Genomic DNA, 12,894 nt, shown 5'->3' with positions numbered 1-12,894 from the left:
GGAGCGCGGGTCCGGTGGTTGGGTTGGCCGCAGTGTAAAAGAGCGTGGAGGGGAAGACGAGGCATGACAGGAAGATGAGAATGTTTCGCGATATTTATTGACTGACCGTCGGTCAATGGATTATTCCTGGGCCAGCGCCCTCTCATCGGAGTACTCCATGAACCCTTCGCGTCGTGTCGCCCTGGTCGCCGCCATCTACCTGGGAACCTTCATCGCCTCGCTCGACATCAGCATCGTCAACCTCGCCCTGCCGACGCTGCAGTACGCCCTGGATACCGACCTGGCCGGCCTGCAGTGGGTGGTCGACGCCTATGCGCTGTGCCTGAGCGCCTTCATGCTGTCTTCCGGACCGCTGAGCGACCGCTACGGTCGCAAGCTCACCTGGCTGCTCGGGGTCGGCCTGTTCAGCTTCGGTTCGCTGCTCTGCGCGCTGGCCACCTCGCTGCCGCTGCTGCTGTTCGGACGCGCGGTCCAGGGCATCGCCGGGGCGCTGTTGATACCCGGCGCGCTGTCGATCCTTACCCAGGCTTTCCACGATCCCGGCCAGCGCGCCCAGGTGATCGGCGGCTGGACCTCCTTCAGCGCGCTGTCGCTGATCCTCGGCCCGCTGCTCGGCGGCCTGCTGGTGGAGCACGCCGGCTGGCAGAGCATCTTCCTGATCAACCTGCCGCTCGGCCTGCTGGCGCTCGCCCTGGGCCTGTGGGGCATCGAGGAAACCGCGCACCCCGAGCACGCCGCCTTCGATCCCCTGGGGCAGCTGCTCAGCGTGGTCTGGCTGGGGGCGTTGACCTACGCCCTGATCGCCGCGGGAGAGGGCGGCTGGTTGTCTCCCACGGCCTGGCCGGCGCTGCTCCTGGCCGGGGTCGGCCTGCTTGGCTTCCTCTTCGTCGAGCGGCGGACCGCCCGACCGCTGCTGCCCCTGGGGTTGTTCCGCCAGGCCGGGTTCGCCGTCTGCAACCTGGCCTCGTTCGTCCTCGGTTTTTCCGGCTACGCCAGCCTGTTCTTCCTCTCCCTGTTCTTCCAGCAGGTGCAGGGTGCCTCGGCGCAGCAGGCCGGCTTCTACCTGGCGCCGCAGTTCCTCGCCATGGGCGCACTGTCCATGCTGTTCGGCCGGTTGCAGCGGCACGTACCGCTGCGACGCCTGCTGGTGCTGGGCTACCTGGTGATCGGCCTGGCCATGCTGGCGCTGGCCGCTTGCGGTACGGGAACCGCGTATCCCTGGGTCGGCCTGTTGCTGGTGGCGCTCGGCCTGGGCATGGGCCTGGCCGTTCCCGGCACCGGTCTGGCGGTCATGGCGAGCGTGGCCCGCGAGCGTTCCGGGATGGCCTCGGCGACCATGAATACCCTGCGCCAGGCCGGCATGGCCGTCGGCATCGCGTTGCTGGGAGCGCTGCTGAGCGGGCGGGCGATCGTCGTCCTGGGCGATCGGCTGGAGGAGCTGGGGATTGCCGATGCGCAACGGCTCGCCACCCAGGCGATCACGGCCCATCGCTTGCCTGGTTCCCTGGCGGGGCTCGACGCCGAGCTGCCGGCCGCGCTGGCCGAGGGCTTCCGTCTGGCTATGCTGGTGGCCGGAGCCAGCGCCCTGCTGGCCGCCGCGCTGCTCTGGCGCCTGCGCGTTAGCGCCGGCCCGGCGGCGGATACAGTTGGCGCATCTGGACGAACGGCAGGGGTACAGTTGCAGGCCGATAGACACTGACTCTCGGGTCACGATGCTGGCGTGGGGGCGATTTCCTTGCGTTATGCTGCTCGAAGCGAAGAATATTCGCGTATTCCAACTGTTGTGCTAGGGTATGGCCTGCGACAACCTGTCGCAGGCAGGTAAAAGCCCTACTTTATCTATGTTTGAGAAAGTCTATTGCAAGATGTGTCATAGGCTCCTCAGCTGAAATGAATTGTAATAACTGACGCTCAGTTTCGGTCCAACGAGCGTCGCGCGAGTCTCTGCTCCGCATCGCGATAAATGGGTTCCTGCCTTGCCTGTTGCACAACAAATAGCCGACCGATAACTGCGACCTGATCACCCGGCGGGAAGGGCAATCCTTCTCGCCCAGGCATGCACGTGCCTTGGCCGCCCTTGGCCTCTTCCGGCACAGCTTCGAAAACGCTGTTCATCAAGGAACGACTCAGCGCGTGGAACGAGTCCGTCACCGGAATCGGGAAAGGTATCCGCTTGCCTTCTCCCGTGGCCGGGCAATGGCCGTTCCGTACCCCGGTGGCGACTGCATGTCTGGAACTGGCTGAAGCCAGCGGTCTCCGCCACAAGCCTTGCAAGGAGACATCCATGAGCGACCACTCGCTCCTTCCATCGATTAAGGCCGGAAGATGACCAAAGCAAACCCGTTTGCCGCATTGAAATGGCTTTCCCTGGCGCCCGCGCTGCTGCTCGGCGGCTGCGACATGACCCTGTTCAACCCGAAAGGGCAGGTGGGCATGGACGAGCGCACCCTGATCATTACCGCGACCCTGCTGATGCTGATCGTGGTCATCCCGGTGATCGTGATGACCCTGGCGTTCGCCTGGAAGTACCGCGCCTCGAACACCCAGGCCGAGTACAAGCCGGACTGGCACCACTCCAACCGCATCGAGGCGGTGGTCTGGCTGGTGCCCTGCGTGATCATCGCGATCCTCGGCTGGATCACCTGGGAAAGCACCCACAAGCTCGACCCATACCGTCCGCTGGACTCCGAGGTCAAGCCGGTCACCATCCAGGCCGTTTCGCTGGACTGGAAGTGGTTGTTCATCTACCCGGAGCAGGGTATCGCCACGGTCAACGAGATCGCCTTCCCGAAAGACACCCCGGTGAATTTCCAGATCACCTCGGATTCGGTGATGAACTCGTTCTTCATCCCGCAGCTGGGCAGCCAGATCTACTCGATGGCCGGGATGATGACCAAGCTGCACCTGATCGCCAACGAAGAAGGCGTGTTCGACGGTATCTCCGCGAACTACAGCGGCGGCGGTTTCTCCGGCATGCGCTTCAAGGCCATCGCCACCTCCGAGCAGGGCTTCCAGGACTGGGTCGCCAAGGTCAAGGCTGCACCGACCAGCCTGTCGATCGGCACCTATCCGGAGCTGGTCAAGCCGAGCGAGAACGTTCCGCCGACCTACTTCTCTTCGGTCAGCCCGGAACTGTTCGGCCACATCCTCACCAAGTACGAGCACCACGGCGACGCCAAGGGTGCCGCGCACGGCGAGCACGCCGGGGCTGAGCACGAAGCCGCCATGACCGGTCACGACATGCAGGACATGGACATGCAAGCCATGCAGGGCATGAAAGACATGAAGGACATGCACATGCAACCGAGTACCCAGGAGTAAGCGCAGATGTTCGGGAAACTGACACTCTCGGCCGTGCCTTACCACGAGCCCATCGTCATGGTCACACTGGCCGTCGTCGCCCTGCTGGGCCTCGGCGTGGTCGGTGCGATCACCTACTACCGCAAGTGGACCTACCTGTGGACCGAGTGGCTGACCTCGGTCGACCACAAGAAGATCGGCGTGATGTACATCGTCGTCGCCCTGGTCATGCTGGTCCGCGGCTTCGCCGACGCGATCATGATGCGCGGCCAGCTGGCCCTGGCCGAAGGCGCCAACCACGGCTACCTGCCGCCGGAGCACTACGACCAGATCTTCACCGCGCATGGCGTGATCATGATCATCTTCATGGCCATGCCGTTCATGACCGGCCTGATGAACCTGGCCGTGCCGCTGCAGATCGGCGCGCGCGACGTGGCGTTCCCCTTCCTCAACTCGCTGAGCTTCTGGCTGCTCGTGGTCAGCGCCATGCTGGTCAACGTGTCGCTGGGCCTGGGCGAATTCGCCCGTACCGGCTGGGTGGCCTATCCGCCGCTGTCGGAGCTGGCCTATAGCCCCGGGGTAGGGGTGGATTACTACATCTGGGCGCTACAGATATCCGGGATGGGCACGTTGCTCACGGGGATCAACTTCCTGGTCACCGTGTTCAAGATGCGTGCCCCGGGCATGAAGCTGATGCAGATGCCGATCTTCACCTGGACCTGCACCTTCGCCAACATCCTGATCGTCGCCTCGTTCCCGATCCTCACCGCTGCGCTGGGCCTGCTGTCGCTCGACCGCTACCTGGACATGCACTTCTTCACCAACGAGCTCGGCGGCAACGCCATGATGTACATCAACCTCTTCTGGGCCTGGGGCCATCCCGAGGTGTACATCCTGATCCTGCCGGCCTTCGGTATCTTCTCCGAGGTCACCGCGACCTTCGCCGGCAAGCGCATGTTCGGCTACAAGTCGATGGTCTGGGCCAGCGCCGCGATCACCTTCCTCGGCTTCACCGTGTGGCTGCACCACTTCTTCACCATGGGTTCGGGCGGTGACGTCAACGGCTTCTTCGGCGTGGCCACCATGCTGATCTCGATCCCCACCGGGGTGAAGCTGTTCAACTGGCTGTTCACCATCTACAAGGGCCGCCTGCGCTTCAGCACGCCGATCCTGTGGACCCTGGGCTTCATGGTGACCTTCACCATCGGCGGCATGACCGGCGTCCTGCTGGCCATCCCGGGCGCGGACTTCCTGCTGCACAACAGCCTGTTCCTGATCGCCCACTTCCACAACACCATCATCGGCGGCGCGGTATTCGGCTACCTGGCCGGCTTCGCCTTCTGGTTCCCGAAAGCGTTCGGCTTCACCCTCGACGAGAAGTGGGGCAAGCGCTCCTTCTGGTGCTGGCTGGTGGGCTTCTACATGGCCTTCATGCCGCTCTACATCCTCGGCTTCATGGGCATGACCCGTCGCCTGAACCACTACGACAACCCGTTGTGGAAGCCCTACCTGGTGGTCGCGTTCTTCGGCGCCGTGCTGATCTTCTGCGGCATTGCCTGCCAGCTGATCCAGCTGTTCGTCTCGGTCCGCAACCGCAAGCAACTGGCCGACGTCAATGGCGACCCGTGGGAAGGCCGCACCCTGGAATGGGCCACTTCCTCGCCGCCGCCGTTCTACAACTTCGCCGAGCTGCCGAAGGTACAGGACGTGGATGCCTTCCACGACATGAAGAAGGCCGGCACCGCCTACCGCAAGCTGCCGGCCTACCAGCCGATCCACATGCCGAAGAACACCGCCGCGGGCTTCTCCATCGCCGTGTTCGCCTTCGTCTTCGGCTTCGCCGCCATCTGGCATATCTGGTGGCTCATGGCGGTCGGCTTCGTCGGCATGATCGGCTCCTTCATCGTGCGCAGCTACAACCAGGACGTCGACTACTACGTCCAGCCCGAAGAGATCGAGAAGATCGAAAGCGCCCGTTTCCAGCAACTCGCCAAGCAGGTCTGAACCATGTCGACGGCAGTATTGAACAAGCATCTGGCCGACGCCCACGAAGTGGGCCACGACCACGATCATGCACACGATAGCGGCGGCAACACCGTATTCGGTTTCTGGCTCTACCTGATGACCGACTGCGTGCTGTTCGCCAGCGTCTTCGCCACCTACGCGGTGCTGGTTCACCACACCGCCGGCGGCCCCAGCGGCAAGGACATCTTCGAGCTGCCCTACGTGCTGGTGGAAACCGCCATCCTGCTGGTTTCCAGCTGCACCTACGGCCTGGCCATGCTCTCCGCGCACAAGGGCGCCAAAGGCCAGGCGATCGCCTGGCTCGGGGTCACCTTCCTGCTCGGCGCCGCGTTCATCGGCATGGAGATCAACGAGTTCCACCACCTGATCGCCGAAGGTTTCGGCCCGAGCCGCAGCGCCTTCCTGTCGTCCTTCTTCACCCTGGTCGGCATGCACGGCCTGCACGTCAGCGCCGGCCTGCTGTGGATGCTGGTGCTGATGGCGCAGATCTGGACCCGCGGCCTCACCGCGCAGAACAACACCCGGATGATGTGCCTGAGCCTGTTCTGGCACTTCCTCGACATCGTCTGGATCTGCGTCTTCACCGTCGTCTACCTGATGGGGGCCCTGTAATGAGCAGCGCTGCACACGACAACCACGGCGCCGGCCACGGCAGCCTGGGTTCCTACGCGATCGGCTTCGTGCTCTCGGTGATCCTCACCGCGATCCCGTTCTACATGGTCATGGACGGCGGCTTCTCGCGCCACGCGACCATCCTCACCATGGTCGTCCTCGGCCTGGTGCAGGTGGTGGTGCACCTGATCTGCTTCCTGCACATGAACATGTCGTCGGAAGGGCGCTGGAACGTGATGGCGTTCATCTTCACGGTGATCGTCATCCTGCTGGTAGTCGGTCTCTCGCTGTGGATCATCTTCAGCGCCGACATGCTGATGATGCCGATGCCCTGAGGGCCATGACGTGAAGCTGAAACGCTATCTCCTGGTGGCCAAGCCGGGAATCATCTTCGGCAACCTGATCGCGGTGGCGGGGGGATACTTCCTCGCCGCCCGCGGCAGCGTCGAGCCGATGCTGTTGCTGGCCACGGTCATCGGCCTGTCGCTGGTGGTCGCCAGTGGGTGCGTGCTGAACAACTGCATCGACCGCGACATCGACCGGCACATGGAGCGGACCCGCGGGCGGGTCACCGTGACCGGGCAGATCTCGCTGAAGGCTGCCCTGGCCCACGGCCTGGTCCTCGGGGTCGCCGGCTTCGGCCTGCTGTGGTGGCGGACCAACCCGCTGACCACCGCGCTGGCCGGCTTCGGCTACTTCGTCTACGTCGGCCTGTACAGCCTGTGGTTCAAGCGTCGTTCGCAGTACGGCACGCTGGTCGGCAGCCTCTCCGGGGCGATGCCGCCGGTGGTCGGCTACTGCGCGGTGAGCGGCCAGTTCGACGCCGGAGCTGCCTCGCTGCTGGCGATCTTCTGCCTGTGGCAGATGCCGCACTCCTATGCCATCGCCATCTTCCGGCTGAAGGACTACGAGGCGGCCGGCATCCCGGTGCTGCCGGTGGCGCGCGGCATCGCGGTGACCAAGATCCACATCGTGCTCTACATCCTCGCTTTCATGGCGGCGACCCTCGCCTTGTGCCTGGGCGGCTACGCCGGCTACGGCTACCTGCTGGTGGCGGTGGCGGTGAGCCTGTGGTGGCTGGCCATCGCCCTGACCGGCTACTGGACCGCCGACGACCGGGTCTGGGCGCGCAAGCTGTTCGCCTTCTCCATCGTCGCCATCACCGCGCTGAGCGTGATGATGTCCATCGACTTCCAGGTGGCGCCCGCCACTCATCTGGTCGCCTCGCTGTTCTGAGGCGACACGCTTTAGGGAAAGCCCCGCCGGTCGATTGGCGGGGCTTTTTTTTGTCTGCGCGATGGCAGGGATGCGGTCGCCGCCTGGCAGAAGGGCCGCGCGGCGAGCCCTCTGTTCCGGGACTCTGCCGTTGGTTATCAGATTTTTCCGGGAGCTTTTTCGGAGCTGTCCGGCTTGTGGAAAAAACCCTCCATCAATCAAATGCCAATGATTCTCAATAACCAAGATGGAGTACTTCATGGATCGTCGCAACGAGCCGTCCCCCTTGCCCACCAAACGCCCGCTGGCGCCGCTGATGCTGCTGATGGCCGCCTGCTCCTCGCCGGCCCTGGCCGAGGACGCGGCGCGCAAGGACGATCCCCTGGAACTGGGAGCCGACACGGTCACCGGCGAGCAGGCCTCGTCCAGGGTCGAACGCTCGGCCTCGGCCAAGTACGCCGTGCCGCTGCTGGATACCCCGCAGACCGTCACGGTGGTGCCGCAAAAGGTAATCCAGGAGCAGAACGCCCTGAGCCTGCGCCAGGTGCTGTCCAACGTCTCCGGCATCACCTTCAACGCCGGCGAAGGCGGCGGCGGTTCCGGCGACAGCATCAACATCCGCGGCTTCAGCGCCAACGCCAACATGCAGGTGGACGGGCTGCGCGACAGCGCCCAGACCAGCCGCAGCGACCTGTTCAACCTGGAGGCGGTGGAAGTGATCAAGGGACCGAACTCGGTGTTCGGCGGCGCCGGCACCAGCGGCGGCAGCATCAACATGGTCAGCAAGCAGCCCAAGGCCGAAGCCTTCACCCACCTGGGCGCCGGGCTGGGCACGGACCGCTACCGGCGCCTGACCCTGGACACCAACCAGCCGCTGGAAGGGCTCGGCGAGTCGACCGCCTTCCGCCTCAACCTCATGGCCCACCACAACGATGTCGCCGGGCGCGAACAGATCGACAAGCAGCGCTGGGGCATCGCGCCATCCCTGACCTTCGGCCTGGACACCCCGACCCGCCTGACCCTGAGCTACTTCCACCAACGCGACGACAACCTTCCCGACTATGGCGTGCCGGCGCTGAACGGGCGCAAGCTGGACGGCGTCAGCCGCCACGATTATTTCGGCTGGCGCAACCTGGACGAGGAGCGGATCGACAACGACGTCGCCACCCTCAAGCTCGAACACGATTTCAGCGACGACTTCCAGTTGCAGAACCTCATCCGCTATTCCCACCTGCATCGGGACACGGTGATCTCCGCCTCCCACGTCAACCAGAAGGGCCTGCCGCCGGGGCGCTACCTGCCGGCGGGACCGCAAGCCTACGGGCGCGATTCGAAGACGCGGATGTGGATCAACCAGACCAACCTCACCGGCCGCTTCGACACCTTCGGCCTGGCGCATACGCTGATCGGCGGCTTCGAGCTGTCCCGCGAGACCTACGACCGCACCACCTACTCCTACAACCTGGGCAAGTTCTACCCGGCCAACGGCTTCGACCTGCACAACCCGCCGGGCTACTGGAACGGCCCCACCGACAAGCGCGACAGCGCGCGCAACCGGACCGAACTGGAGGTCAAGGCGCTGTACGCCTTCGACACCATCGCCCTGGACGAGCGCTGGGACCTCAGCCTGGGCCTGCGCTACGACTGGATCGACGGCACCTCGCGGAGCACGCCCTCAGGCAAGCCGACGGTGCGCGCCGACAGTTCCGACGGCAAGCTGAGCACACGGGCGGGGCTGGTATTCAAGCCGCTGGAGAACGGGCGGGTGTACGTCTCCTACGGCACCTCCTTCAACCCCTCGGCGGAACACCTGGTCACCACCGGCTCGGGCGTGACCGAGGCGACCGGAGGCCTGGCGCCGGAGAAGAACAGCACCTACGAGCTGGGCACCAAGTGGGAGTTCCTCGGACGGCGCCTGGAGCTGGACGCGGCGCTGTTCCAGGTGAAGAAGGAAGACGCCCGCGAACGCCTGGCCGACGGCAGCTACGTGCTTGCCGGCGAACAGCGCGTGCGTGGCCTGGAGCTGAGCGCCAGCGGCAAGCTGAACGAGCACTGGGACCTCTTCGCCACCTACACCTACCTCGACAGCGAAACCCTGAAATCCAGTAACACGCAGCGTGAGGGACAGGCCTTGGGCAATACCCCGCCGCGCTCGTTGAGCCTCTGGAGCACCTACGAACTGCCCGAGGGCGTGACCCTGGGCTATGGCGCACGCTACGTCAGCCAGCGCAACGTCACCTCGGTGGACAACGGCAAGCTGGATGCCTACTGGGTGCACAACATGATGCTCGGCTACCAGGCGACGCGCGACCTGAAACTGCAACTCAACCTCGACAACCTGTTCGACAAGGCCTACGTCGAGCGGGTGCGCCAGGTGTACGGCAACCAGTCGCGCTCCTCGGCCATCGAGTATGGCGACGGTCGCACGGCGATTCTTTCGGCGATCTACGCGTTCTGACGGCAGGCAGGCCATGGAAGCCGGCGCCCACTGCCTGGGCGCCGGTTCTTCCCGGCGATTTCCTCTGAACTTTTTCACTGCGGCGCCTATCAACTCCTTTGCAAGTCATTTTTCAGGGAGCCTCTTCGATGGCACGCAAAAACGCAGTGAAAGACAACCTCGAGCAGATCCAGCACCAGAGCTACAGCGAGCTGCAGGAACTGCTCTCCGAAGCCAACAGCATGCTCGCCGACAGCGCCGCCTTCGCCGGCGACAAGGCCGACAGCGCCCGTGCGCGGATCGGCGCGCTGCTGGAGAAGGCCAACGATGCCCTCGGCAAGGGCGGTAGCGCCGTGGCCGAACGCAGTCGCCACGCGGTGGATGCGACGGAAAGCTATATCGGCGCCAATCCCTGGCAGACCGTGGCCATCACCACCGCGGTGGGCCTGCTCGCCGGCTTCCTGCTCGGGCGCCGCTCCTGAGCACGCGGTCGGTGCCGCACAACGGACTCGTTACCTTCGCTTGAAAAAAGGAATTGCCCATGCTTTCGATCAAGAAGAACCTCGGCCTCCTGGCCATGACCGTGGCCCTGGCGGCCTGCGCCTCCAACCCCAACGACCTGCCGGATTTCCCGGAGCATGAATACGCGGCGACCCAGCAGGTGGGCGAGGGCGTGATCAACGGCGACCTGTACCTGACCAGCGCGTCGGGTGCGATCCAGAAGGGGACCAACACCAAGGTCACCCTGGAGCCTGCGACCAGCTACATGAAGGCCTACTACGCGAAGTTCGGCAACCTCGATGCCGCCAAGCGCGATCCCGACGTGCAACCGCCGGTGCTCGACCCGCGACGCGCCACCTACGTGCGCGAGGCGACCACCGACCAGAACGGTCGCTTCGACTTCGACCACATCCCCAACGGCACCTATTACATTTCCAGCGAACTGACCTGGAGCGCCCAGAGCGATGGCAAGACCATCACCGAGGGGGGCACCGTCACCAAGCTGGTCACCGTAAGTGGCTCGCAGCCGCAGAAGGTGCTGCTGACCCGCTGATCTCCGGCGGCGCTCGGCCAAAACGGCAAGCCCCTGCCATCGCGGCAGGGGCTTTTTCCTGCCGGCGCGGCCGGACCGCTTGACAGCCAACAGGGCGGCGCCGTAGTTTCGATACCCATGACCTTCGCGACCCTGCTTACCCGCCGCAGCATTATTACCGCCATTCCAGCTATGGCGGGTTAGCCAGCGTCCACTCCGAACCCGCCCTCGAGGCGGGTTCTTCGTTCTGTCTCCTGGGCCAAAACCACCGAACCAGGAGAACAGCATGCAGCACCAGACCCTCCAGAACCTCGTTGGCCGGGCCGACGCCCTGATCAATGCCGGGCAGTTCGATGCCCTGATGGATTTCTATTGCGACGACGCCACCCTGGTGGTCAAGCCGGGCCTCAACGCCTGCGGCAAGGCGCAGATCCGCCAGGCGTTCGACGCCATCGCCCGGCACTTCGAGCACAGCCTGCGAGTGCGCCAGCACGACCTGCGGGTGATCGAGGCGGGAGATACGGCGCTGGTCATGGCCGAGGCGGTGATCGAGTCGAAGGCCGGACGCCTGCAACGTCGGGCCACCTACGTGTTCCGCCAGGAGGCCGATGGCCGGTGGCGCTGCGCGGTGGACAACTCCTACGGCACCGACCTGCTGGCCTCGGTGGCGGCGAGCGCGGAGGCCAGCCGATGAGCGCCTCGACCCTCAGCGCAAGCAAACCCCTGCTGGCCGGCTACGTGGAAAGCATCCTGGCCGCGCCGGTGTACGACGTCGCCGTGGAAACCCCCTTGCAGGTCGCGCCGCAGTTGTCCCAGCGCCTGGGCAACCGGGTGCTGCTCAAGCGCGAGGACCTGCAGCCGGTGTTCTCCTTCAAGATCCGCGGCGCCTATACCCGTGTCGCGCGCCTGAGCGACGAGCAGAAGGCCCGCGGGGTGATCACCGCCTCCGCCGGCAACCATGCCCAGGGCCTGGCCCTGGCGGCGCAGCGCCTGGGCGTGCGGGCGGTGATCGTGATGCCGCGCACCACTCCCGAGCTCAAGGTCAAGGGCGTGCTGGCGCGCGGCGGCGAGGCGTTGCTGCACGGCGACGCTTTCCCCGATGCGCTGGCCCATGCCCTGCAACTGGCCGAGCGCGAAGGCATGACCTTCGTCCCGCCCTACGACGATCCGGACGTGATCGCCGGACAGGGCACGGTGGCGATGGAGATCCTCCGCCAGCACAGCGGCCGCCTCGACGCGATCTTCGTGCCGGTCGGCGGCGGCAGCCTGATTGCCGGGATCGCCGCCTACGTCAAGCACCTGCGTCCGGATATCCGCGTGATCGGCGTCGAGCCGGAGGATTCCAACTGCCTGCAGGCGGCGCTGGCCGCCGGCGAACGGGTGGTGCTGGGCCAGGTCGGGCTGTTCGCCGACGGGGTGGCGGTGGCGCAGATCGGCGCTTGCAACTTCGAGGTCTGCAAGGACCATGTCGACGAGGTGATCACCGTCGGCAGCGACGAAATCTGCGCGGCGATCAAGGACATCTACGACGACACCCGTTCGATCACCGAGCCGGCCGGCGCCCTGGCCGTAGCGGGGATCAAGAAGTACGTGGCCCGCGAACGCACCGAGGGGCAGACCCTGGTGGCCATCGACTCCGGTGCCAACATCAACTTCGACCGCCTGCGCCACGTTGCCGAGCGCGCCGAACTGGGCGAACAGCGCGAAGCGATCATCGCCGTCACCGTGGCCGAGCGGCCGGGCAGCTTCAAGGCCTTCTGCGCGGCGCTGGGCCGGCGCCAGATCACCGAGTTCAACTACCGCTACCACAGCGACCGCCAGGCCCACCTGTTCGTCGGCGTGCAGACCCATCCGCTCACCGACAGTCGCGCCGACCTGCTCGCCGGCCTGCGTGAGCAGGGCTTCCCGGTACTCGACCTGACCGACAACGAGATGGCCAAGCTGCACATCCGCCACATGGTCGGCGGCCACGGTACCGAGGTGCGCCGCGAGCGGCTGTTCCGCTTCGAGTTTCCCGAACGCCCCGGGGCCTTGCTGAACTTTCTCGACAAGCTCGGCTCGCGCTGGAACATCAGCCTGTTCCACTACCGCAACCACGGCGCCGCCGACGGTCGGGTGCTGGCCGGATTGCAGGTGCCGGACGAGGAGCGCGGCGAGCTGGAGGCGGCGTTGCAAGCCATCGGCTATCCGTACTGGGAGGAAACCCACAACCCGGCCTACCGGCTGTTCGCCGGTTGAGCGGCGCTCCGCCAGCGGGACATGGCCCTGTCAT

The 12,894-nt window shown here is 65.3% G+C and carries 11 protein-coding genes; all 11 read left to right on the top strand.

The genetic code is table 11. The features are described 5' to 3' along the window. Nucleotides 1–157 precede the first annotated feature (157 nt). The 11 genes from HMPREF2581_RS23785 (at nucleotide 158) to ilvA (ending at nucleotide 12,860) form a co-directional block, all read left to right on the top strand. The gene (locus HMPREF2581_RS23785; RefSeq protein ID WP_003100101.1) at nucleotides 158–1,699 is read left to right on the top strand and encodes an MFS transporter; all 1,542 of its coding nucleotides are present in this window, start codon (nucleotides 158–160) and stop codon (nucleotides 1,697–1,699) included. Nucleotides 1,700–2,325: 626 nt separating this feature from the next. Continuing rightward, nucleotides 2,326–3,321 carry a ubiquinol oxidase subunit II gene (gene cyoA, locus HMPREF2581_RS23780; RefSeq protein ID WP_003086856.1) on the top strand — a complete coding sequence of 332 codons (996 nt, stop codon included), beginning with the start codon at nucleotides 2,326–2,328 and terminating at the stop codon, nucleotides 3,319–3,321. Nucleotides 3,322–3,327: 6 nt separating this feature from the next. Continuing rightward, complete coding sequence (gene cyoB, locus HMPREF2581_RS23775) at nucleotides 3,328–5,304, top strand: cytochrome o ubiquinol oxidase subunit I (protein ID WP_003082705.1); 1,977 nt, start codon at nucleotides 3,328–3,330, stop codon at nucleotides 5,302–5,304. A gap of 3 nt (nucleotides 5,305–5,307) precedes the next feature. Beyond that, complete coding sequence (cyoC, locus tag HMPREF2581_RS23770) at nucleotides 5,308–5,937, top strand: cytochrome o ubiquinol oxidase subunit III (protein WP_003086858.1); 630 nt, start codon at nucleotides 5,308–5,310, stop codon at nucleotides 5,935–5,937. Then, a complete protein-coding gene (gene cyoD, locus HMPREF2581_RS23765; protein WP_003109258.1) occupies nucleotides 5,937–6,272 on the top strand; it encodes a cytochrome o ubiquinol oxidase subunit IV in 336 nt (111 codons plus the stop codon). Before cyoC ends, cyoD begins: the two co-directional genes overlap by 1 nt. Before the next feature lie 10 nt (nucleotides 6,273–6,282). Next, a complete protein-coding gene (gene cyoE, locus HMPREF2581_RS23760) occupies nucleotides 6,283–7,173 on the top strand; it encodes a heme o synthase (protein WP_003082726.1) in 891 nt (296 codons plus the stop codon). A gap of 238 nt (nucleotides 7,174–7,411) precedes the next feature. Continuing rightward, a complete protein-coding gene (locus tag HMPREF2581_RS23755) occupies nucleotides 7,412–9,610 on the top strand; it encodes a TonB-dependent receptor (protein ID WP_003109256.1) in 2,199 nt (732 codons plus the stop codon). A 128-nt stretch (nucleotides 9,611–9,738) separates the two neighbouring features. Next, nucleotides 9,739–10,071 (top strand): ElaB/YgaM/YqjD family protein, encoded by a 333-nt coding sequence (locus HMPREF2581_RS23750; protein ID WP_003082731.1) that lies wholly within the window; start codon nucleotides 9,739–9,741, stop codon nucleotides 10,069–10,071. Nucleotides 10,072–10,130: 59 nt separating this feature from the next. Further along, nucleotides 10,131–10,643 (top strand): prealbumin-like fold domain-containing protein, encoded by a 513-nt coding sequence (locus HMPREF2581_RS23745; RefSeq protein ID WP_003082734.1) that lies wholly within the window; start codon nucleotides 10,131–10,133, stop codon nucleotides 10,641–10,643. Nucleotides 10,644–10,908: 265 nt separating this feature from the next. Then, nucleotides 10,909–11,316 carry a YybH family protein gene (locus HMPREF2581_RS23740; protein ID WP_003086867.1) on the top strand — a complete coding sequence of 136 codons (408 nt, stop codon included), beginning with the start codon at nucleotides 10,909–10,911 and terminating at the stop codon, nucleotides 11,314–11,316. Further along, nucleotides 11,313–12,860, top strand: a complete 1,548-nt coding sequence (ilvA, locus tag HMPREF2581_RS23735; protein WP_003082739.1) for a threonine ammonia-lyase, biosynthetic — start codon at nucleotides 11,313–11,315, stop codon at nucleotides 12,858–12,860. The genes HMPREF2581_RS23740 and ilvA overlap by 4 nt, the downstream gene beginning before the upstream one ends. Nucleotides 12,861–12,894: the final 34 nt, after the last annotated feature.

Origin of the sequence: Pseudomonas sp. HMSC057H01 (genome assembly GCF_001836405.1) — a bacterium.
Classification (GTDB): Bacteria; Pseudomonadota; Gammaproteobacteria; order Pseudomonadales; family Pseudomonadaceae; genus Pseudomonas; species Pseudomonas aeruginosa.
The sequence above is the reverse complement of the archived record's forward strand: the minus strand, read 5'-3'. Positions and strand labels throughout refer to the sequence as shown.